Below are 22,599 nucleotides of genomic sequence, written 5' to 3'. Positions count from 1 at the left end.
CCACCTTCGAATCCTTTAAAATTGCTTTGATTATAAACAGATAACGGGCCTGGCGCACCGGCACGAACCCGAATCGGGGTTCGCTTCGCCTGGGCGCCGGGGCGGTCGGCCGAGGCCTTGCCGCATTGCTGTCCCGTCGTTCACTCGTTCCGCACGTTCTGCATGTTCCGCAGGTTTGGGCGATAAGCCCATTCAACCGACGCGCTCCCGCATTGGAAAATTTTTGAATGAAAGCATCCCGTTTCTTTATCGGCACCCTGAAGGAAGCTCCCACCGACGCGGAAATCGTCAGCCACCAACTCATGATGCGTGCGGGCATGATTCGCCGCGTGGCCGGTGGGATCTACAGTTACCTGCCTATCGGCCTGCGCTCCATCCGCAAGGTGGAGACAATCGTGCGTGAAGAAATGAACCGGGCCGGCGCGCTCGAATTGTTGATGCCCGCGGTGCAGCCGGCCGAACTCTGGCAGGAATCGGCGCGCTGGGAACAGTACGGCCCCGAACTGCTGCGTATCAAGGACCGTCATGACCGCGATTTCGTGATCGGACCGACGCACGAAGAAGTGGTGACGGACATTGCGCGGCGCGAGATCAAGAGTTATCGCCAACTGCCGGTCAATTTCTACCAGATCCAGACCAAGTTCCGCGATGAAATCCGGCCGCGTTTCGGCGTGATGCGCGGGCGCGAATTCATCATGAAGGACGCGTATTCCTTCGACCGCGATCAGGCAGGCCTCGCCGAGTCGTACAAGAAAATGTTCGATGCCTACGTGCGCGTGTTCACGCGCATCGGCCTGGAATTCCGCGCGGTCGCGGCCGATAACGGCTCGATCGGCGGCAGTGGTTCGCATGAGTTCCACGTGATCGCCGACACCGGCGAAGACGCAATCGCGTATTGCCCGACCTCGGATTACGCGGCAAACGTGGAAGCCGCCGATGCGCTGCCGTTGAACGCCACGCGTGCGGCGCCCAAGGAAGAGATGAAGAAGACGGCTACGCCGGGCAAGGCGAAGTGCGAGGCGGTCGCGCAATGGCTGAACATTCCGCTGGAACGCACGATCAAGTCGATCATCCTCGCGACGGAAAACGAAAGTGCCGAGCCGACCATCTGGCTATTGATGCTGCGCGGCGATCATTCGCTGAACGATATCAAGGCGAACAAGCAGCCGGGTCTGGCGGGTTATCGCTTTGCGACGGAAGCTGAAATTATCGATACGTTCGGCACGCCGCCCGGATATCTCGGCCCACTCAACACGAAGAAGCCGATCAAGGTGATTGCGGACCGCACGGTCGCGAACATGAGCGACTTCGTGGTCGGCTCAAATGAGGTCGACTATCACACCACCGGCGTGAACTGGGGCCGCGATCTGCCGGAACCGGTCGTGGCGGATATCCGTAATGTGCTGGCAGGCGATCCGTCGCCGGACGGCAAGGGCGTGCTGGAAATCTGCCGCGGCATTGAAGTGGGCCACGTGTTCCAACTCGGCACCAAGTATTCGGATGCCATGGGCGCGTCGTTCCTCGATGAAAACGGCAAGCCCGCACCCATGCAAATGGGCTGCTACGGGATCGGCATCACGCGGATCCTGGGCGCCGCGATCGAACAGAACTTCGACGGCAAGGGCATCATCTGGCCGGAGTCGATTGCACCGTTCGAAGTCGTGTTGTGCCCGATGGGCTACGACCGCAGCGAAGCAGTTCGCGAGCAGGCCGACAAGCTCTACGCAGCGCTCCAGGCTGCGGGTATCGACGTGGTGCTGGACGATCGCGGCGAGCGTCCGGGCGTGATGTTCGCGGATTGGGAGCTGATCGGTGTGCCGCATCGGCTGGTGATCGGTGACCGCGGGCTCAAGGAAGGCAAGCTCGAGTATCAAGCACGACGCGATGCAGAAGCCACCCTGTTGCCGGTGGACGACGCGGCGAACGTCGTGATCGAGAAGGTGCGCGCTGCGCTTGCCCGTGGAGTGACCCAGTAAGTGCAGTACAACTTCCTCTCGGCGACGGTGCTGCTCATCCTGATCACCGACCCGCTCGGCAATATCCCGATCTTCATCAACGCGTTGCGTGGGGTGGCGAAGGAACGCCGGCGGGTCGTTATCTTGCGAGAAGTCGCCATCGCTTTCGGGATCTTGTTGGTGTTCATGCTGGTCGGTGACCGCTTTCTACGCGCGATGAGCCTCACGGATTTGTCGTTGCGGCTGGGCGGCGGAATCGTGTTGTTCCTGATCGCTTTGCGCATGATTTTTCCGCATCCCGACGGTCCAATGGGCGGTGATTCACGTGGTGGCGAACCGCTGATCGTCCCGCTGGCTATTCCCGCGCTGGCCGGTCCGTCGGCACTGGCGACGGTGATGCTGCTGACATCGCAGGCGCCCGGGCAGATGTGGGAATGGATCGGAGCACTGACGGTTACCATGATGGTCTGCGCCGTCGTGCTGGTGCTGGCCGAGAAGATCCAGCATTGGCTGGGCGAACGCGCCGTCACGGCGTTCGAACGGCTGATGGGATTGGTGCTCGTCGCAATATCGGTGGAAATGATCCTCACTGGAATACGAACCTTCGTGCATCAACTGGCTGCGAATGGCTGACTGAAGACCAACGAGGAGCACGTTTGCCGCGGTTTTCAGGGTGGTGAATGTACAAAGTGTAAAAAGGCCGTTTCAACTCACGTTGAAACGGCCTTTTGATTTCGAGCACTGAACATCACCAAGCGGATCATGCGGCTATTCGCCGCACCTCAAACGCTAGCGACGACGAATCATGCGTCTTCCGTCAGTGCCCGGATACTCGGCAGGTTGCGCCAGTATCCCTTCGCGTCCATACCGCAGCCGAACACGTACCGGTCCGGCACTTCGAAGCCGCAAAAGTCCGGCCGCAGGGGTTTCGGTTTATTGATGAGCTTCTCGCACAGCACCGCCGAGAGGAATTTCTTCGCGCCCATGGCCATGATGCGGTCGCGGATGGCGGCCATGGTTTCGCCCTCATCCAGGATGTCGTCGAGCACCAGGACGACACGATCCTTCACCGCTTCCGCCGGCGCCACGCGCCACTCCATCTTGTCGCCACCTTTGGTCGTGTTCCGATACCGCGTCAAATGGATGTAGTCGAACTCGAGCGGAAAATCGAGATGCGGCAGCAACATGCCGGTGAACACAGCCGCGCCGCCCATGACGGACAGCACGAGTGGGAACTCTTCGCCCGTGCTCGCGCCGATGGCTTTCGCCATGCTTTCGATCGACGCGGTCACGTCTTGAGCCGAAACGATCTCTTCGGAGTGGCTGAATATATGGAGTGCTTCTTCGCGATTCATAAGGGCAGGCGGCGAGGGTGTAGAGCTAAAAATAGGGGAAACGAGGCGCTAAGCGCCACATGATAAACCCGCGTTCCTCAGCGAAATGCGGGCCATTCGAAACAAGCTGAATCAAACCAGATCGAAAACTTCAGCGCATGCCCGGCATCATGCCTTTCATGCCGCGCATCATTTTCTGCAGATTGCCGCCCTTCAGCTTTTTCATCATGCCGCGCATCTGCTCATATTGAGCGAGCATGCGGTTGACTTCCTGGACCTGCACGCCCGCGCCCGCTGCAATACGGCGCTTGCGCTGCGCCTTGATCAGATCGGGTTTCGCGCGTTCCACCAACGTCATGGAATTGATGATGCCTTCCATCCGGCGCATCTGTTTCTCAGCGACGCCCATGTTCGCGCCCGCCGCGGCCTGCTGGAACTGGGCCGGCAGCTTGTCCATCAGCGACGACAAACCACCCATGTTCTTCATCTGCGCAAGTTGCGCGCGGAAGTCGTTCAGGTCGAAATCGCCGCCTTTCTTGACTTTATCGGCGAGTTTTTGCGCAGCCGCGCCATCCACGCCTTTCTGCGCTTCCTCGACCAAAGCGAGAATGTCGCCCATGCCAAGAATCCGGTTCGCCATCCGGTCCGGGTGGAACACTTCCAGCCCGTCCAGTTTTTCGGCGACACCCACGAACTTGATCGGCTTGCCAGTCACGTGGCGCACTGACAGTGCCGCGCCACCGCGTGAATCGCCGTCCAGCTTGGTCAGCACCACGCCGGTCAGCGGCAGCGCGTCGCTGAACGCCTTCGCGGTGTTCACGGCGTCCTGGCCGAGCATGGCGTCGACCACGAAGAGCGTTTCCGCCGGCTTCAGGATCGCGTGAAGCTCGCTGATTTCCTTCATCATCGCTTCGTCGATACCGAGCCGGCCGGCTGTATCGACGATCAGCACGTCATGGAAATGGCGTTTCGCCCAATCCACCGCCGCACGCGCAATATCCGCCGGCTTCTGATCCGGCTCCGACGGAAAAAAGTCCGCGCCGACCTGTTCGGTCACCGTTTTCAACTGCTGAATAGCGGCCGGACGATACACGTCGACGGACACCGTCAGCACTTTTTTCTTGTGCTTTTCGCGCAGCAACTTGGCCAGCTTGCCCGACGTGGTGGTTTTACCCGCGCCTTGCAGGCCGGCCATCAGGATGATTGCCGGCGGCGTGACCGCGAGATTCAGCTCGACGGCCTTACCCTCGTAATCCCCGCCGATGATCGCCGTCAGCTCGCGCTGCACGACGCCGACGAGCGCCTGACCCGGCGACAGGCTGGACAGCACTTCTTCGCCAAGCGCTTTTTCCTTCACCTTCGCGATAAATTCGCGCACTACCGGCAACGCGACGTCGGCCTCGAGCAGCGCCAGGCGTACTTCGCGCAGCATTTCCTGCGTGTTAGCCTCGGTGAGCCGGGCTTCGCCGCGCAGCGTCTTGACGACGCGCGCCATCCGTGTAGTGAGTGTGTCGAGCATGGGAGCGTGTGGAGAGTGCGGCCGGTTGCCGGATAACAATAAGTAACGGGGTAACGGCGTCCTGACGGCTCTTGCTTCAAGACGACCTGGCAAGAGGGGGAAGACGTCGTGGCTTCAGGGCCTGGTGTAAACTTCGAACATGGATATTGTACTGTATGCCCTCACTGCGCTTCTCTACGGCGGACTTGCCGTAGCCGGCTGGCGCGCGCATCGCAACACGGCTGTCGAGCCGGCGTTGGCGGGCATGCCGGCGGGCGGCCGCCTGGCCGGCGGCATGCCTGGCGGAATGAACTCCGGCATGGCCGACTCCATGCGGAGCGGCCGGGCATCGAAGGCGTCGGGCATGAGTACGATGGGGCGCGCGTTGCTCGGCGTCGCATTGCTCGTGCATGGCGTCTTGTTGCACACCACCATCTTTCCGCAGAACGCGATGGTGTTCGGCTTCGCCTTCGCGCTTTCAGCCATGTTCTGGCTGGGTGCGGGCATCTACTGGATAGAAAGCTTTTTCTTCCCGCTCGACGGTTTGCGGCTGCTCGTGCTGCCGCTTGCGTGCATGGCCTCGGTGATGCCGCTGATTTTCGGCGGCGTGCGTGTTCTGCCGTATGCCGCCGCGCCCATGTTCAAGCTGCATTTCCTGATTGCGAATATTGCTTACGGGCTGTTCGCGATTGCCGCACTTCACGCGATCCTGATGCTGATGGTGGAAAAGCGCCTGCAGAACATGCGCGGGACCGCCACGCGGCATACATCGAATAGCTGGGTGTCGAGCTGGCTCGACACCTTGCCGCCGTTGCTCACGCTGGAAAAATTGTTGTTCCGCCTGATTTCGGCGGGCTTCGTTTTGCTGACGCTCACGCTCATATCGGGTGTCGCGTTCAACGAGCAACTCGTCGACAAGGCGTTCAAACTCGATCACAAGACCGTATTCGCCATTTTGTCGTGGCTGATGTTCGGCGCGCTGCTGACCGCTCGCCGTGTGTCGGGCTGGCGCGGCCGCGCCGCGTTGCGCTGGGTGCTCGCTTCGTTCGTCGCGTTGCTGCTCGCTTATGTGGGCAGCCGCTTCGTGTTCGAAGTGCTGCTGCATCGCGCGGTCGTTTGATGCGATCAGCCGAATCCTCGGGCTTTTATTGCCTCTACTATTAGTAAGATCATGCGCCAACTTCTCCTGCTGATATTTGTGTTCTTTGCAAGCCAATGGCTGTTCAAGAAGCTCAAGCGCGCCCAAGCCGGCGCGGGCCCGCAAACGGGCGGCGGTGCAGGGGCGACGCGCGCCTCTCATGGCCCATCGGCTTCCGGCGGCGTGCCTCAACTCCCCGATCCTCTGGTGCGCTGCGCGGAATGCGGCGTGCATACGCCTAGCGGCGAGGCAATTGTCGTGGCCGGGCATCGCTTCTGTTGCTCCGATCACGCCCAGCGCTATGCCGCTCATCCCACAGGCCGCGACGCTCGATGAGCGTGACAGCGTTGATCGATGCCGACGGCTGGTACACGGCCGCGCATCGGCTGCCGTCTCCGAACTTCGAAGCGCGTCCGGGTGGCATTGAGCCCACGCTCATTGTTGTTCATAACATCAGCTTGCCACCCGATGAGTTCGGTGGCAGCGCCATCGCCGAGTTCTTCCAGAACCGTCTCGATCACGACGCTCATCCGTACTATGACCACTTGCGCGGCATGCGGGTCTCCTCGCATTTCGTGATTCATCGCGATGGCCGCATCGAGCAGTACGTTTCGTGCAACGAACGCGCGTGGCACGCAGGCGTCTCGAGCTTTCTCGGACGTGAGCGCTGCAACGACTTCTCGGTGGGTATCGAACTGGAAGGCAGCGATCGATGCGCGTTCGAGGACGCGCAATACGCGTCGCTCAACGATGTCGTCCGGGCGCTCACCCGGCGCTATCCGATCGAAGCGCTCGCGGGGCATTCGGACATCGCGCCGGGCCGTAAAACCGATCCTGGTCCGTACTTCGAGTGGCCGCGATTGCAGCGCGATACACAACTCCCGCTTCAGTACTTTCCCTATCTCGGCGACGTTTGATCCGCTGCTCGTTCACGCGTGATCGAGTGCGATGCCGCGTGAATCACTGAGCCGCGGCGACACACCAGTCTTCCGATCGCCGCCGGACCACCGCCCCAGCCTTGCCTCGCCGCTCAAAACGGACCGGAAGCGCTTTTATCTTGCATTGCAGCGCGTTTGCGTGCATTCGCCGCATGCGAGCGCGCATTCCCTTATCCGACTTTGGCATTTCAAAAGTCAAGCCTCTGAAGGCTATTCTTCAGCAAATAAAAGTTTTTGAGACTGTGCGGAATGTCACTATACTTGGTGCTCAGAGACGCAATTCGCACTATATGTTGTGTTGTCGAGGCGGCGCCCCGCTCGTAGAGCCGGCGCCGCATGCTTGTCCGGCCATAGAAGAAAACACCGGATAAGCAACTGATTTGTCGCGTAAAAAACGTCGGCATTCAGTGTGAAAGACCGAGGCAAACAGGCGTAGCGAGAGAGGTTGTCTTCGTCGGTATGAAGCGCATCGGCCCCAAGGAAAAACCAGGGGACTGAGCGCAAGAACGGCACCGGCAATTTTCCCGAATAAGTCTTTTTCAATTTCATCGTCGTGCGCGATTGGCAAAAGCAGTGAGCAGCAACAAAGCATCAACAAGCAGCCACCGCGCGCGGCACGCATCTCAATCCGCGGACGTTCCGCACCATCGAACACCTGGAGATTTGCACATGCAAACCACCGACAACGCCACGACCTCCTACGAGGGCGCCTCCGTGCGGCCCATCGGCGCACAGAGTCAGCCGAGCGCCAGCGCGCTCGCGCCGGACGCAACACTGGCCGACTACAAAGTCATCCGCCGCAACGGGACCGTGGTGTCGTTCGAGCCGTCGAAGATCTCCATCGCAGTGACGAAGGCGTTTCTGGCCGTGAACGGCGGCCAGGGCGCAGGCTCGGCGCGCGTGCGCGAGCTGGTTGAACAACTGACGCAAAGCGTTATCCGGGCGCTGGTTCGCAGCCGTCCGAACGGCGGTACGTTCCATATCGAAGATATCCAGGATCAGGTCGAACTCGCGCTGATGCGCGGCGGCGAGCACAACGTTGCTCGCGCGTACGTGCTGTATCGCGAGAAGCGCTCGCAGGAACGCGCCCACGCGCCGGAAACGCGCGCGAATGCGCTTGGCATCAACGTGATCGACAACGGCGTGTCGCATCCGCTGGATCTGGACGCGTTGAAGGCGCGCATCAACGAAGCGTGCGCGAATCTCGGTAGCGAAGTGAACGCCGACCCGATCGTCGCGGAAACGGTGAAGAACCTGTACGACGGCGTGCCGATGGCGCAAGTCTATGACTCCGCCATTCTCGCCGCGCGCACCATGATTGAAAAAGACCCGGCGTACAGCCAGGTCACCGCGCGCATCTTGCTGCACACCATCCGTCGCGAAATCCTGGAAGAAGACGTCTCGCAAGGCGAAATGGCCACGCGCTACGCTGAATACTTCCCGCTGTTCATCAAGCAGGGCGTGGAAGCGGAACTGCTCGACGAAAGGCTCCAGCAGTACGACTTGAAGCGCCTGGGCGCCGCGCTCGACGCCGATCGCGATCTGCAATTCGGCTATCTCGGCCTGCAGACGCTGTATGACCGTTACTTCCTGCACAACGAAACCAAGCGTATCGAACTGCCGCAGGCGTTCTTCATGCGCGTTGCAATGGGCTTGGCGCTGAACGAAATCGACCGCGAAGCGCGGGCGATCGAGTTCTACAACGTGTTGTCGAGCTTCGACTTCATGTCGTCGACCCCCACGCTGTTCAACTCCGGTACGCGCCGTTCGCAATTGTCGTCGTGCTACCTGACGACGGTTGCCGACGACCTCGACGGCATCTACGAAGCGCTGAAGGAAAACGCGCTGCTGTCAAAGTTTGCCGGTGGCCTGGGCAACGACTGGACGCGCGTGCGCGCGCTCGGTTCGCACATCAAGGGCACGAACGGCAAGTCGCAAGGCGTGGTGCCGTTCCTGAAAGTCGTGAACGACACGGCTGTTGCGGTGAACCAGGGCGGCAAGCGCAAGGGCGCGGTATGCGCGTATCTGGAAACGTGGCATCTGGATATCGAAGAATTCCTGGAGCTGCGTAAAAACACCGGTGACGACCGTCGCCGCACGCACGACATGAACACGGCGAACTGGATTCCCGATCTGTTCATGAAGCGCGTCCACGAAAACGGCGACTGGACGCTGTTCTCGCCGGCAACCTGCCCGGACCTGCACGACCTGTTCGGCGCACCGTTCGAAAAAGCGTACGTTGCGTATGAAGAGAAGGCAGCACGCGGCGAGATCAAGCTGTTCAAGAAGGTTCCTGCCGCGCAACTGTGGCGCAAGATGCTGGGCATGCTGTTCGAAACGGGTCACCCGTGGATCACGTTCAAGGATCCGTGCAACATCCGTTCGCCGCAGCAGCACGTGGGCGTTGTCCACTCGTCGAACCTGTGCACGGAAATCACGCTGAACACCAGCGACACCGAAATCGCCGTTTGTAATCTTGGCTCGGTGAACCTGGTCGCGCACATGAAGACGCAAGCCGACGGCACGCTCGCGCTCGATCACGACAAGCTCAAGCGCACGATCAGCGTCGCCATGCGCATGCTCGACAACGTGATCGACATCAATTACTACGCGGTGGCCAAGGCGCGCAATTCGAACCTGAAGCATCGTCCGGTCGGTATGGGCATCATGGGCTTCCAGGACTGCCTGCACCTGCTGCGCACGCCGTATGCGTCGAAGGAAGCGGTCGCTTTCGCCGATACCTCGATGGAAGCGGTCTGCTATTACGCTTACTACGCATCGACGGAACTGGCGCAAGAGCGCGGCCGTTACTCGAGCTATCGCGGCTCGCTGTGGGATCGCGGCATTCTTCCGCAGGATTCGCTGAAGCTGCTGGCCGAAGCGCGCGGTGGTTACGTGGAAGTGGACGACAGCGCGTCGATGGACTGGACCGAGCTGCGTTCGCGGATCGCCAACTACGGCATGCGCAACTCGAACTGCGTGGCGATCGCTCCGACCGCTACCATTTCGAACATCATCGGCGTGTCGGCGTGTATCGAGCCGACGTTCCAGAATTTGTACGTGAAGTCGAATCTGTCGGGTGAATTCACGGTCGTGAACGATTACCTGGTGCGTGACCTGAAGGAACGCGGCCTGTGGGACGAAGTGATGGTCTCGGACCTGAAGTACTTCGACGGCACGTTGTCGCGTATCGACCGGGTTCCGGCCGACCTGCGGGCAATCTACGCAACGGCGTTCGAACTGGACGCGACCTGGGTGGTGGAAGCCGCATCGCGCCGTCAGAAGTGGATCGATCAGGCGCAATCGCTGAACATCTATATGGGCGGCGCGTCGGGCAAGAAGCTCGACGAGGTGTACAAGCTGGCGTGGCTGCGCGGTCTGAAGACCACGTATTACCTCCGCACGATGGCCGCAACGCACGTCGAGAAGTCGACGGTCGCTCACGGTCAGCTGAATTCGGTGCCAACGGGTAACTCGGGGAACGGCGAGGGCGGTGCTTCAGGCGCGAACGGCAACGGTTTTGGTTCGCAGGGTTCGCATGGGTCGTCGACGGGTGGTTTCAACGCCGCTGCGGTTGCGGCACCGGCAATTGCTGCTGTGGCCGAAGCAGAGGCCGATGGCCCGGTTTGCATGATGCGTCCGGGCGATGCCGGGTTCGACGAGTGCGAGGCTTGCCAGTAAGAGGCAGAAGGCGCCAGGCCGATGCAATCGGCCTGGCGCCCGAGTAGGGTTTGAGAGTCGGGGCCGGTACGAGGCAGCTGTTCTTTCCACAACGGAAGGGGCGGCGGGTTCGGAACCGGCCTTTTCTATTTGTGCTCGCTAGGTTCCGGTAGCAGCAGCGTTTCAAACTTGAGTCGCGGTCCAGAAGCGGCTGCCCTTTCCGCAATCGGCTTGGGCAGGCGGATTCGGAGACGGCGTTCCACTATGCTTTGTCATTGCCGTTCCGAGGTGCCGCGCATCCGCGTCAACCCCGCGTTCCTCTCGATATCTCATGCCCCGCGTTCCGTGCCAACTTCGCGGTAATCGGAATCGAAAGAAACGAAAACAATCCGACGACCACGAACGCCGGCCAGAAATCCGACCAGACGATCTGCGGATGCCCTTGCAGGTCATGCGAAATCTGCAGCGCGATTCCGCCGACTGTCACGCCTAACCCGAGCGACACCTGCTGGATAAAACTCCCGAGACTCGTCGCGCGGCCCACATCGCGGCTTTCGATCTCGGCATACGTCAGCGAGTTAAGGCTCGTGAATTGCAACGCCGGGAAAAAGCCGCCGAGCAGCACGACGGCCCAGATGACCCACGTCGGCGTACCCGGATAGAACATGCCGCAGGCGGCGATCGCGATGCCCGACAGCGCCGCGTTGACCATCAGCGTCTGCCGGAAGCCGAACCGGTGCAGCACGCGCGACGCGAGCGAGCGCATGAACATGCCGCCGAACGCCGACGCGCAGGTGATCGAGCCTGACTTGAAGGCGCTCATGCCGAGGCCTTCCTGCATCGCGAGCGGGAGCAGGAAGGGCACCGCGCCCAAGCCGATGCGAAACAGCGACCCGCCCACGACGCTCGCCTGGAAAGTCGGCACGCGCAGGAAGCGCAGATCGAGGAGCGGCAGTTTTACGCGTCGCGAGTGCAGCAAATAGACGATGAAGAAGGCCACGCCGGCGAGCGCCATGCTTGCGGCTGTGCGATTGGAGACCAACTCGCCGCCGATCAGCGAGAGCCCGAGCAGAAACAGCGTGCCGCCGCTCGCCGATAAAAAGAAACCGAACCAGTCGAGCGGTCCGGGATGCGGCTCGCGCGCGTTCCCAATGTAACGATTGGTCAGGTAGATACCAAGGATGCCGATCGGGATGTTGATGAAGAAGATCAGGCGCCAGTGCAGGTAGGTGGTGATGAACCCGCCGAGCAGCGGCCCGACGGCGGGGCCGAACATGGCCGGCAGCGAGAGGTAGTTCATCGCGCGGATGAATTCGGAGCGGCGTACCGAGCGGAAGATGATGATCCGGCCGACCGGCACCATCATCGCGCCGCCTACGCCCTGGACGAAGCGCGCGAGCGTGAACGGGATGAGCGAGGTGGACGCCGCGCAGAGGAGGGAGCCGGCGACAAAGATGCCGATAGCGAGACGGAAGATCGTGCGCGCGCCGAAGCGGTCGGCGACCCAGCCGCAGATCGGGATGAAGACCCCGAGGCCGAGCACGTAACTGGTGACGGCGATCTTCAACGTGACGGGATCGCGGCCAAAAGCTCTGGCCATTTCGGGGATCGCGGTGACGATGACGTTGGCATCGACGCTTTCCATGAACATCGCGCAGGCGACGATGAGAGGGGCAACGAAAGCTTTGATGGCTAGCGACATGGAGAACGGAAGGGGATCTCTTCGCGGCGGGAAGCTGGGATTATGGCATCGATATCACGACAGCGACATCGCGAAGTGCCGTGATGAGCGACACTTGAGCGACGCTGGACAGACATTCGGCGACGATAAAACCCGAGGAGAACGACGATGGACCCGGAAGATTTGCAGCGTCTTGTCACCCAGAAGATGCCTTATGGAAAGTACAAGGACCGCGTGATCGCGGACCTGCCCGGCCACTATCTCGCGTGGTTCGCACGTGAGGGTTTTCCTGCAGGACAACTCGGCCGGCTGCTCGCGCTGATGCACGAAATCGATCACAACAACTTGCGCGAACTACTCACGCCGCTGCGCGACAAGCGAGGTTGAAAAGCCGTGTGCAAGCGGCTGGTGCCGCGTGATCCATGCGCTCGTCGAGTGAGCTCGCAGCCGCATTTTGACGCGAGAAATCCGTTCTTGCATGACGTATTCGTTTGTACTATAGGTAGTCGTCACGAGAGCAAAAGACCCAATATTTTGTGGTTTTGCCTTTGCGATGACGGCGTCGAGTGCTACACTTTCGACATGGAAACGAGACGCGCCTGCGTATCGTTTTGCGCAGCAACACCGCAGCAACACCGCAGCAACACATGTGTAATCGCGAGCCCGGTGCAACGGTTTTTTTAGAGTCGGAAGCACTCGAAAAACGCGTTGAGGCGGATCGTAGAAGCTCATGACTCGAAGTCTGACTCAATCGATTTGAACGAGTCGCGAGCAGCACTTAACCGGACGATCGCGCACTGCGCGCACTGCTCGAATACGCGGACGCACCAGGTTTTCATCGAAGCAATCACGCAGTGAAAGCGGTTCGATCTCACGCTTTAATCACGACGCAAATTACGCACGCAACACGATTCACAGCAGAGCAGGACGATGCAGGTACCCCAAGCAAAAGCAACGCTGAAGGAGCTTGAAAAAGCACTGAGCAAGCACTGCATCGCACACGTTCAAAGAGACTTCGCATGAAGCTTCAGGCAGTGAGCTCGACGCAAAGTGTTGTATGCAAGTAGCAGCGTCAACACTAAAACAGGATTTTTATGAGCAAGCTCTTTTATCGCTCATGGAAAGATGGTACAAACCGATCTAAATTGATGGTGAGAATTTATGCTCAACTGGGATGACGAGACCACTGCCGTAACTCCCTCGAACGGTTCGCAACACAACATGTTGCGTAACCCGGCGGGTCAGGTTGCCGGCGTCAGCCAAGCATCGCGTGCTGCAGCTCCAGTCGCTTCGCATGCAGCCGCGCAAGTCGCCGGTCATGGCGTTCTTCAAGCAGCTCATCAAACGTCAGCGGCACCGAATATTTTTGCGAGCGACTTCGTTGCTCCCGCAGCACCCAGCGCCAGCGACATCGCGGCGGCTAGTGCAAAGCGGGTGAATGTGGCGGACAAGCGCATCATCAACGGCAAGACCGACGTCAATCAGTTGGTGCCGTTCAAGTACAAGTGGGCGTGGGAAAAGTATCTGGCGGGTTGTGCGAACCACTGGATGCCGCAAGAAGTGAACATGTCGCGCGACATCGCGCTGTGGAAGGATCCGAACGGCCTGTCCGACGACGAACGCCGGATTGTGAAGCGCAACCTCGGTTTCTTCGTCACGGCCGACTCGCTCGCCGCCAACAACATCGTGCTCGGGACGTATCGCCACATCACGGCGCCCGAGTGCCGGCAGTTCCTGCTGCGCCAGGCGTTCGAGGAAGCGATCCACACGCACGCGTATCAGTACATCGTCGAATCACTGGGTCTGGACGAGAGCGAAATCTTCAACGCGTATCACGAGGTCGACTCGATCCGCGCGAAGGACGAGTTCCTGATTCCGTTCATCAACACGCTGACCGACCCGGCCTTCACGACCGGGACGCTTGAAGCGGACCAGAAATTGCTGAAGTCGTTGATCGTGTTTGCTTGCGTGATGGAAGGGCTCTTCTTCTACGTCGGCTTTACGCAGATCCTGGCGCTGGGTCGCCAGAACAAGATGACTGGCGCGGCGGAGCAGTATCAGTACATCCTGCGCGACGAGTCGATGCACTGCAACTTCGGCATCGACCTGATCAACCAGATCAAGCTGGAAGAGCCGCAACTGTGGACGCCGGAATTTCGCGCAGAGATCCGCGAGATCTTCCAGGAAGCCGTCGAGCTGGAATACCGGTACGCAGAAGACACGATGCCGCGCGGCGTGCTCGGTCTGAATGCATCCATGTTCAAGAGCTATTTGCGTTTCATCTGTAACCGTCGTTGCCAGCAGATCGGCCTCGACCCGCTGTTCCCGAACGAAGAGAATCCGTTTCCGTGGATGAGCGAGATGATCGACTTGAAGAAGGAACGCAACTTCTTCGAGACGCGAGTGATCGAGTATCAGACAGGCGGCGCGCTGACTTGGGAATAAGCGAGTCAGCGAATGAGCGTCAGCCCGCGGCAATGGACGCATTGCCGCAACGAATTAGATGCAGACCGGGCGCCCGCAGAGGGCGCGAGTAGACGGGATCAATGCGCGGGATGAATGGTAAACCGGCGCCGTTGCGTGCAATCACCATTGCGCGCGCGCCGGCCAACAGGTTTAGGAGAACGGTCGCCTGATGCAAAGTGCGCCTTGTGGCTTAACAGCCCAAAAAGATGACAGGCGTTTTGCGGACCCTTCAGTGGGACGGGCAAACTTCCCCCCGAAATATGCCGTCGGCAGCGCCGACGGCCCGATCAAGCGATTGCCGGCACCTTCTTCTGGTGCTGACTTAATTTGGCGCGCTGTGCCTTGTGGCACCGCGCGCCTTGCCGTATTCATTAGCGTAAGCAAGCTCCATCAGCGTACGCCGATGAATAATCCGCTTCGCAGCGTGCGTCCTGAGAAGCCCACGCGGGAAGCGGGTTTTGACGAAGGGTGTTGTTTGAACTGACTCTCATCTTGAAACCTGAAGGAGAAAATGATGGCATTAGCCAAGAAGTCCGTCGCAAAGAAAGCTGCAGCGAAACCGGCTGTCAAGAAAACGGCTGCCAAGAAGGCAACGGTAGCGAAGAAGGCACCGGCAGCTAAGAAAGTTGCAGTGAAGAAGGTTGCCGCCAAGAAAGTCGCAGTGAAGAAGGTCGCGGCTAAGAAGGTTGCAGCCAAGAAGGCGCCGGCGAAGAAAGTTGCCGCCAAGAAGGTTGCAGTGAAGAAGGTTGCAGCCAAGAAGGCACCGGCGAAGAAGGCAGCGGCTAAGAAGGTTGCCGCTAAGAAGGCGCCTGCGAAGAAGGCTGCTGCTAAAAAGGCGCCTGCCAAGAAGGCTGCGGCCAAGAAGGCCCCTGCCAAAAAGGCCGCTGCTAAAAAGGCCGCTGCTAAAAAGGCGCCTGCTAAGAAGGCACCTGCCAAAAAGGCGGCCGCCAAGAAGGCTGCGCCCGCCAAGAAGGCTGCCCCTGCTGCGAAGAAGGCTGCCGTAGTTGCTGCTCCGGCTGCGGCTCCTGCCGCAGCGCCCGCTCCGGTTGCTAAAAAGGCTCCGGCCAAGAAGGCTGCCGCTGCGAAGAAGACGGCTGCTGTAGCACCGGCAACGACGGCAACGACACCTGCGGCCCCGGCTGCAACGGTCAAGACGGCGTTGAATCCGGCCGCTGCATGGCCGTTCCCGACGGGCAGCCGTCCGTAAGCGCACGCTGTAACGCAGTACTTCGACACACGCGATGTGTCTCGTGACCGTGTCGTGCTACGCGGTCCAAAACCCGCTCCCGGTGGTTTGCCGGCAGCGGGTTTTTTTATCGCTGTCAGATGGTGGCATGTCGCGGAGCAGGGGCGCTACGCTCCGCATCCCCTCACCAGACGCACGCCGAATTTGCAGACGAAAAAAAGCGCATGTGCCTGAAGCGCATGCGCTTTTTTTTCACCCCGGGATGACCGATTCGATCATGCAGGCATGTTCTTCATCCGCTAGTGCGTCACTCGCGTCACACCACCGCTCGACAACAACCGCACGCGCTCGCCGGCCTGAAACACTTCGCCGGTTGCGGTTTGCGTAATGGCGCGCATGTCGCCGTTATCCAGGCGCACGGTGATCTCCAGTCCGTTCTGCGTTGCAACGCCGTTCTCGACAGCATTGCCCGCCACCGCACCCGCGATCCCGCCGATGATCCCGGTCACGATCGAGCCACGCCCGCCGCCGAGCGCGCTGCCTGCCACTGCCCCCAGCGCACCACCGCCGATGGCGCCAAGCCCGCTAGGCTGGCCGTTGTTCGTGCTGATCTTCACGCCACGCACGCTGTCGACGGTACCCATGCGGACCGTTTCTTCTCGTTGGGCCTGTGACGCGGTGTACACATCGGGCGAACTGCTGTTATAGGCGCATCCCGTCATGACGACGGAGCTAAAGAGCGCTGCTGCCAGCGCCATACGACTTGTCATTCTCATTCTTCACTCCACTAAATTACGGCAGGCTGCTGCTTGGAAAAGCCAGCAGCCTGCTGCTCCATGTCATTGCCGAAGCGTCGGCCCAGTCCGCTTCAATGACGCATTTCAACCTTCTTCACTGCACCGCTTAAAACCCTTGGAGCGCCGAACCAAAGGCCTGCTCGAAGCGCTTGCCGATCTCGGCACGGGAAGGCGCATAGGTCTGCGGTCCCTGATGTTCGATTTTCAGCGCACCCATCAGGCTGGCGAGGCGGCCCGTTTTTGCCCAGCCCAGCTTGTTCTCGATGCCATACAGCAAGCCACCGCGGAATGCGTCGCCGCAACCCGTCGGATCGACGACCTTCTGAGCCTTCACGGCCGGAATTTCTTCGATTCCATCAGCGTGCAAAATCTGCGCGCCGTGTTCGCCGCGCGTGATCACGAGCGCCTGCACGCGGCTCAGCATTTCGTCGATCGACCAGCCGGTCTTGTTGCTCAATAATTTCGCCTCGTAATCGTTGACTGCCACGTAAGTGGCAAGTTCAATCATGCGACGAAGTTCCACACCTTCGAGAATCGGCAGGCCCTGGCCCGGATCGAATACGAAGGGCACGCCTGCTGCCGCCAGTTCCTCGACGTGCTGGCGCATGCCGTCAGCACCGTCCGGTGCGACGATGCCAAGCGTGATGCCCTTGGTTTCGCCGGCGTGGTTCAGGTGCGAGTCCATCATCGCGCCTGGGTGGAACGCGGTGATCTGGTTGTTCCCGAGATCGGTGGTGATGAAGCATTGCGCCGAATGCTGGTCGGGCAGCACGCGCACATAGTCCCGCGACAAACCCAGCGCATCGAAACGATCGAGATAAAGCTGGGCATCGGCTTCGCCGAGGGTCGCCATGATCTTCGCGTCGCCGCCGAGCAGGTTCAGCGCGTAGGCAATGTTGCCCGCGCAGCCGCCGAAGTTGCGCCGCATCGTGGGGACGAGGAAGCTGATATTCAGCTGATGCACCTGGTCCGGCAGGATGTGGTCGCCGAAGCGGCCCTGGAACGTCATGATGTTGTCGTAGGCGAGCGAGCCGCAGATGAGCGTAGACACTGGCGAATTCCCTGAAAGTAAATCGATCGAATGGCGTCGATGAAAGCGTCGATGAAAGTGCGCGCAGGCTTGAGTTCCTGTGCACCGTGCATGCCTGAATAAAACGCTGCGCATTCGTCACGCGGCAGGTGTTCCACCACGTCACGGATGCGCATTGCCGCATGCGGCCGTGGCGGGTTGAACCCGCCACGGCTGACTGAATAACTGACTTGCTTCGGGTGTTTATCCGGCGCGGCGAGGAGTGGATCAAGATGCGGATCGAGATGCGGATCTAAATGCAACTCGCCCCCGCTCGGAGGGAGGCCGGCCGCAATCGGCCCCCGCGTTCCTCGATGCTTACTTCAACGCGGCCAGCGCTGCGTCGTAGTTCGGTTCGTTCTTGATTTCCGGCACGAGTTCCGAGTACAGCACCTTGTCGTTTTCATCGATCACCACCACTGCGCGCGCCGTCAGGCCCGTCAGCGGTCCGCTCGTGACATCGACGCCGTAGGCCTTCGCGAAGTCATGGCCGCGGAACGTCGATGCCGTCACCACGTTCTCGATGCCTTCCGTCGTGCAGAAGCGCGTTGCCGCGAAGGGCAGGTCGCCCGACACGACTACGACCACGGTGTTGTCGAGTCCGGCTGCAGCAACGTTGAACTTGCGCGTGGAGGTGGCGCACGTCGGCGTGTCGAGGCTCGGCACGATGTTCAGCACCTTGCGCTTGCCGGCGAAGCTCGCCAGCGTCAGGTTGCCCAGATCCTTGCCGACCAGGGTGAAATCGACTGCTTTTGCACCGGCTGCCGGGAACGTGCCTGCCACGTCGATCGGGTTGCCGCCGAGGGTAACTTGGCTCATGTCTACTCCAGATAGTGTCTGATGTTCAGGGAATATGCGCGTCGCTCGACCGGGGACGGACGAGTGGCGCGCGCGGAAAAAACGACTGACTGATCAAGGGGCACGCGCAGAAAACGCGTAGAAAACGGTTAAGCATAAAAACGTGAAAGCAGACCGGCTAAAGCGAACCGGCTTAAGCAGGCGCGTGTCAGGGATAAAAAATCTGCACGCGATAATTCGCCGCGACCGCATCGCCGGTATCGAGGCGCACGATCACGGGCTGCGTACTGCGCGCGGCGAGGCCTGCGCCGATCACCGTGCCCGGACGCGCGTAGTCTTGCGGCCACAGGACACGCCGGATCGCGACGTTGTTCTTGTCGTCGAGGAGGGTGAGCTCCAGCGCTGGATAGGCGATTGCCACGTCGAAGCGATTGCGAAGCGAGAGTTTCAGTTCAAGCTTGTGCGATCCATCCACCTGGCGCAGGCCGGAGTTCTCGATCTGCAGACCGTCGATATCCCGCGGCGGCGCGACCACGCAGCCAATCTGCTCGCACGCCTGCGCGAAGAGCGGTTGCGAGGCGGGCCAGTAGACCATCACGGTCTCCCGTTGCCACCATGCGACCTGCGCGATCAACGCGACAAACAGCACGAGCGCGATCAGCGAGCCGATGATCTTCCACACGATTCCCGAACGGGCCGGCGCGCGCGTTTCACGGATAACGGGGAATGGTTCAGAAACGGGCTCAAAAGCGGAGTCAAAGCCGGGTTCAGACGATGCAGCCGCGCTGCCGAAGCTCGGCTCGGCAGGGTCTGTTGCCCACGGCGCAGCGGGTGCGGTGCCGAGCGGGGCGGGTTCGGAGCGGGTGGTGGTATCGACTGGGCGACGGGGCGCGGGCGTTTGCGGCTCCGCACGCGGTGCGCTCCAGCCAACAAACGGTTCTGTGCGTGATTCGGCGCGTGACTCGTTGAGCGCTTCGCTTTCAGTGCGGCCGATGAAGGGATCAGTGCGTGATTCCTTAAGCGAATCGGCTTCGTTACGGTCCACGAAAGAATCGGCGCGCGGTTCGGTGCGAGCGGGGGCGTCGGCGGGTGCTTCAACTCGCGGGTCCGCCTCAGCGCGATTAACCGCCTGCCACGGAAATTCGGACCGTCCTTCTCCCGGAAAATCGCTGTCCGCGCGCGTACGCGACACCGCTTCAGCGGCAGCGAGCCCAGCGAGCGGTTCAGCACGCGCAACCGGAGTGCGTTCCGCTTCGGCCTGAGGGGCGAGGGCGGTCGTGGGGACGAACGGGTGCAACGGGATACCCAGCGCATCACGCTTGTCGCCGGAGACCTCGGCACTCGACTTCTCTGCCCACGGGCTTGCCGGATCTGCGCCGTAATTAGGCGCGGTTGCAGCCAGCGCGGCCATGACGGTTTCGTCGCGGTCGAACTGGTAATGAGCTGCGTCGAATATTTCCTGGCAATGACCGCACCGCACGCGACCGTCGTGCGGCGCGAGCAGATGCGGGTCCAGACGGAAAACCGTTTCGCAGTGGGGACAGCGGGTTGCCAGCGCCATATGTAGCCGAAGGCCAGAGGCCGGTAGATGGACGATGGCGCTATTCTAAAGGCTTTCGCGGCGGGGACCGGCAAGACACACCCAGCCTTCGTGTTCCCGCCATACGCTGATGTCGATCCAGCGTGCGTAGACGGCCGCCACTTCGTCGGCCTGGCGCGCCAGAATGCCCGATAACGCAATGCGTCCGCCCGGTTTTACACGTGTGGAAAGCATCGACGCCATCAGCTTCAGCGGGTTCGACAAAATGTTCGCGACCACGATGTCAAATTGCCCTTCGGGGCAATCGTCGGGCAGGCCGTAGGTGACATCGGCGTGATTACGCTCGCTATTTTGACGCGCGGATTCCACCGCTTGCGGATCGATATCGATACCAATCACCGGGTTCGCGCCGCATTTCTTCGCCAGGATCGCGAGGATGCCGGAACCGCAACCGTAGTCGAGCACGGACTGGTTTTGTTCAACCGATTGCTCAAGCCATTCCATGCACAGCCGTGTAGTCGGATGGCTGCCGGTACCAAACGCAAGACCTGGATCAAGTTCGAGCACGAGCGCGTCGGGATCGGGCGCTGCGTGCCACGACGGCACGACCCAGATCCGCTTGCCGATAGGAATAGGATCGAACTGGGATTGCGTGAGGCGCACCCAGTCCTGATCTTCGACATCGCGCAGCGTGAAGACCGGCGTGTCTTTCAAGCCGATCTCATTGGCCGCTGCCGCAAGCAACACGGCGGGGTCGGCAGCGTCCGCCAGAAGGGCGACTACGCGCGAGCGATTCCACGCCTTCTGGTCCGGCGTGAGGCCGGGTTCGCCGAACAGAGGCTGCTCATCGGGGGTATCGGCGTCGGCATCTTCCACCGATACCGACAGCGCGCCCAACTCCAGCAGCGCATCCGACAACGCTTCCGCGTGTTCCCGATCCAGCTCGGCGATCAATTCCCGGTAGCTCATCTTGAAGCCCTGCTTATTGCGTTATTGCGCCGCGTCTTCTGCAGCGACGGCGGCTGCCGCCTTGCGCGCGGCGAGCTTGTTTTCGAGGTAGTGAATGCTCGTGCCGCCTTCGACGAACTTTGCGTCGATCATCATCTCGCGATGCAGCGGGATGTTGGTCGAAATGCCTTCCACGACCATTTCCGATAACGCAATGCGCATGCGGTTGATCGCCTGCTCGCGCGTGGCGCCATACGAGATCAGCTTGCCGATCATCGAGTCGTAGTTCGGCGGCACGAAATAGCCGTTGTACGCATGCGAGTCGACACGAATTCCCGGGCCACCCGGCATATGCCACGACGTCAACCGTCCCGGCGACGGCGTGAACTTGAACGGGTCTTCCGCGTTAATCCGGCATTCGATCGCGTGACCGCGGAACTGAATGTCCTTCTGGCGGAACGCGAGCTTTTCGCCTGCAGCAATACGGATCTGTTCCTGCACGATATCCACGCCGGTAATCAGCTCCGTCACCGGATGTTCGACCTGCACGCGCGTGTTCATTTCGATGAAATAGAACTCGTTGTTCTCGTACAGGAATTCGAACGTGCCCGCGCCGAGATAACCCATCTTCTTGCAAGCGTCGGCACAACGATCGCCAATCCGCTCAATCAAGCGTCGCGCAATACCCGGCGCCGGCGCTTCTTCAATCACCTTCTGGTGACGGCGCTGCGTGGAGCAATCGCGTTCACCCAGCCAGATTGCATTACGGAACGAGTCGGCAAGAATCTGGATTTCAATGTGCCGCGGGTTCTCCAGGAATTTCTCCATGTAGACCTGCGGATTACCGAATGCACGGCCGGCTTCTTCGCGAGTCATGTTCACCGCGTTCACCAGCGCCGCTTCGGTGTGCACCACGCGCATGCCGCGACCGCCGCCGCCGCCCGCTGCCTTGATGATCACCGGATAACCCACGGCGCGCGCAATCTTCACGATTTCCTTCGGATCGTCGGGCAATGCGCCTTCCGAACCCGGGACGCACGGCACGCCCGTCTTGATCATCGTTTGCTTGGCGGAGACTTTGTCGCCCATCAAACGGATAGTTTCCGGACGCGGTCCGATGAACGTGAAGCCGGATTGCTCCACACGCTCTGCAAAGTCCGCGTTCTCCGACAAGAAACCGTAGCCGGGGTGGATCGCTTCGGCGTCGGTGACTTCGGCCGCGCTGATCAGCGCCGGCATGTTGAGGTAGCTGAGGTTGGACGGAGCCGGTCCAATACACACGGCTTCATCGGCCAACTTCACGTACTTGGCTTCTTTATCGGCTTCCGAATAGACGATGACCGTCTTGACGCCTAGTTCGCGGCACGCGCGCTGGATTCGAAGCGCGATTTCACCACGGTTCGCAATGAGGATTTTTTCAAACATAGCAAGGTTTCGACTCATCGATGGAACGCCGGGACGGTTGCCCGCGGCGGTCCTGGGAGATCGGCGGCGCGTCTCGCCGGTTAGTCAGGCGAGCGCCCGGGTACTGCGGCCGCCGGCTGGGCGCATGACAACTGAATACGCCTTCGTCCGGCAGCATCGCGGGAAA

The 22,599-nt window shown here is 60.6% G+C and carries 19 protein-coding genes; 10 read left to right on the top strand and 9 right to left on the bottom strand.

What is annotated here, in order from left to right:
• Window positions 1–227: 227 nt before the first annotated feature.
• A complete protein-coding gene (locus BSU04_RS21080; protein ID WP_089162433.1) occupies window positions 228–1,976 on the top strand; it encodes a proline--tRNA ligase in 1,749 nt (582 codons plus the stop codon).
• Window positions 1,977–2,588 (top strand): MarC family protein, encoded by a 612-nt coding sequence (locus BSU04_RS21075; RefSeq protein ID WP_089162432.1) that lies wholly within the window; start codon window positions 1,977–1,979, stop codon window positions 2,586–2,588.
• Window positions 2,589–2,758: 170 nt separating this feature from the next.
• Here the strand turns inward: BSU04_RS21075 and BSU04_RS21070 are convergent, their stop codons facing one another.
• On the bottom strand, window positions 2,759–3,310 hold the full coding sequence (locus BSU04_RS21070) for a hypoxanthine-guanine phosphoribosyltransferase (protein WP_089162431.1): 552 nt from the start codon (window positions 3,308–3,310) through the stop codon (window positions 2,759–2,761).
• Between the two features lie 130 nt (window positions 3,311–3,440).
• Window positions 3,441–4,808: a signal recognition particle protein gene (gene ffh, locus BSU04_RS21065; protein ID WP_089162430.1), complete on the bottom strand. Its 1,368-nt coding sequence runs from the start codon at window positions 4,806–4,808 to the stop codon at window positions 3,441–3,443.
• Between the two features lie 139 nt (window positions 4,809–4,947).
• On the opposite strand from ffh, the gene BSU04_RS21060 reads away from it, so the two are divergent.
• From BSU04_RS21060 to BSU04_RS21040, 4 genes are all read left to right on the top strand, one after another.
• On the top strand, window positions 4,948–5,907 hold the full coding sequence (locus tag BSU04_RS21060) for a cytochrome C assembly family protein (RefSeq protein ID WP_089162429.1): 960 nt from the start codon (window positions 4,948–4,950) through the stop codon (window positions 5,905–5,907).
• A 51-nt stretch (window positions 5,908–5,958) separates the two neighbouring features.
• Window positions 5,959–6,261, top strand: coding sequence for a PP0621 family protein (locus BSU04_RS21055; protein WP_089162428.1), 303 nt, complete (start codon window positions 5,959–5,961; stop codon window positions 6,259–6,261).
• The gene (gene ampD / locus BSU04_RS21050) at window positions 6,258–6,842 is read left to right on the top strand and encodes a 1,6-anhydro-N-acetylmuramyl-L-alanine amidase AmpD (RefSeq protein ID WP_089162427.1); all 585 of its coding nucleotides are present in this window, start codon (window positions 6,258–6,260) and stop codon (window positions 6,840–6,842) included. The genes BSU04_RS21055 and ampD overlap by 4 nt, the downstream gene beginning before the upstream one ends.
• Before the next feature lie 690 nt (window positions 6,843–7,532).
• A complete protein-coding gene (locus BSU04_RS21040; RefSeq protein WP_089162425.1) occupies window positions 7,533–10,544 on the top strand; it encodes a ribonucleoside-diphosphate reductase subunit alpha in 3,012 nt (1,003 codons plus the stop codon).
• A gap of 283 nt (window positions 10,545–10,827) precedes the next feature.
• Here the strand turns inward: BSU04_RS21040 and BSU04_RS21035 are convergent, their stop codons facing one another.
• A complete protein-coding gene (locus BSU04_RS21035; protein WP_089162424.1) occupies window positions 10,828–12,225 on the bottom strand; it encodes an MFS transporter in 1,398 nt (465 codons plus the stop codon).
• Window positions 12,226–12,372: 147 nt separating this feature from the next.
• Between BSU04_RS21035 and BSU04_RS21030 the strand changes: the two genes are divergently transcribed.
• The 4 genes from BSU04_RS21030 (at window position 12,373) to BSU04_RS21015 (ending at window position 15,877) form a co-directional block, all read left to right on the top strand.
• Window positions 12,373–12,591: a DUF3820 family protein gene (locus BSU04_RS21030; protein ID WP_089162423.1), complete on the top strand. Its 219-nt coding sequence runs from the start codon at window positions 12,373–12,375 to the stop codon at window positions 12,589–12,591.
• A gap of 774 nt (window positions 12,592–13,365) precedes the next feature.
• A complete protein-coding gene (locus tag BSU04_RS21025) occupies window positions 13,366–14,649 on the top strand; it encodes a ribonucleotide-diphosphate reductase subunit beta (RefSeq protein ID WP_089162422.1) in 1,284 nt (427 codons plus the stop codon).
• A gap of 190 nt (window positions 14,650–14,839) precedes the next feature.
• On the top strand, window positions 14,840–15,154 hold the full coding sequence (locus tag BSU04_RS47760) for a hypothetical protein (protein WP_075643847.1): 315 nt from the start codon (window positions 14,840–14,842) through the stop codon (window positions 15,152–15,154).
• Between the two features lie 30 nt (window positions 15,155–15,184).
• The gene (locus tag BSU04_RS21015) at window positions 15,185–15,877 is read left to right on the top strand and encodes a histone H1-like repetitive region-containing protein (RefSeq protein ID WP_089162421.1); all 693 of its coding nucleotides are present in this window, start codon (window positions 15,185–15,187) and stop codon (window positions 15,875–15,877) included.
• Between the two features lie 278 nt (window positions 15,878–16,155).
• Here BSU04_RS21015 and BSU04_RS21010 read toward each other — a convergent pair whose 3' ends face one another.
• The 6 genes from BSU04_RS21010 to accC all read right to left on the bottom strand — a co-directional run bounded on the left by BSU04_RS21010 (window position 16,156) and on the right by accC (window position 22,433).
• Window positions 16,156–16,632: a glycine zipper 2TM domain-containing protein gene (locus BSU04_RS21010; RefSeq protein ID WP_089162420.1), complete on the bottom strand. Its 477-nt coding sequence runs from the start codon at window positions 16,630–16,632 to the stop codon at window positions 16,156–16,158.
• Window positions 16,633–16,759: 127 nt separating this feature from the next.
• Window positions 16,760–17,704: a carbohydrate kinase family protein gene (locus BSU04_RS21005; RefSeq protein WP_089162419.1), complete on the bottom strand. Its 945-nt coding sequence runs from the start codon at window positions 17,702–17,704 to the stop codon at window positions 16,760–16,762.
• A gap of 336 nt (window positions 17,705–18,040) precedes the next feature.
• Window positions 18,041–18,541, bottom strand: a complete 501-nt coding sequence (gene tpx, locus BSU04_RS21000; RefSeq protein ID WP_089162418.1) for a thiol peroxidase — start codon at window positions 18,539–18,541, stop codon at window positions 18,041–18,043.
• 187 nt (window positions 18,542–18,728) lie between these two features.
• Window positions 18,729–20,081, bottom strand: coding sequence for a DUF3426 domain-containing protein (locus tag BSU04_RS20995; RefSeq protein WP_089162417.1), 1,353 nt, complete (start codon window positions 20,079–20,081; stop codon window positions 18,729–18,731).
• A gap of 45 nt (window positions 20,082–20,126) precedes the next feature.
• Entirely contained in the window at window positions 20,127–21,029 is a 903-nt protein-coding gene (gene prmA / locus BSU04_RS20990) for a 50S ribosomal protein L11 methyltransferase (RefSeq protein ID WP_089162416.1), read from the bottom strand.
• A 21-nt stretch (window positions 21,030–21,050) separates the two neighbouring features.
• Entirely contained in the window at window positions 21,051–22,433 is a 1,383-nt protein-coding gene (accC, locus tag BSU04_RS20985) for an acetyl-CoA carboxylase biotin carboxylase subunit (RefSeq protein WP_089162415.1), read from the bottom strand.
• Window positions 22,434–22,599 lie beyond the last annotated feature (166 nt).

This window comes from Caballeronia sordidicola (assembly GCF_002220365.1).
GTDB lineage: Bacteria > Pseudomonadota > Gammaproteobacteria > Burkholderiales > Burkholderiaceae > Caballeronia > Caballeronia sordidicola_C.
The sequence above is the reverse complement of the archived record's forward strand: the minus strand, read 5'-3'. Positions and strand labels throughout refer to the sequence as shown.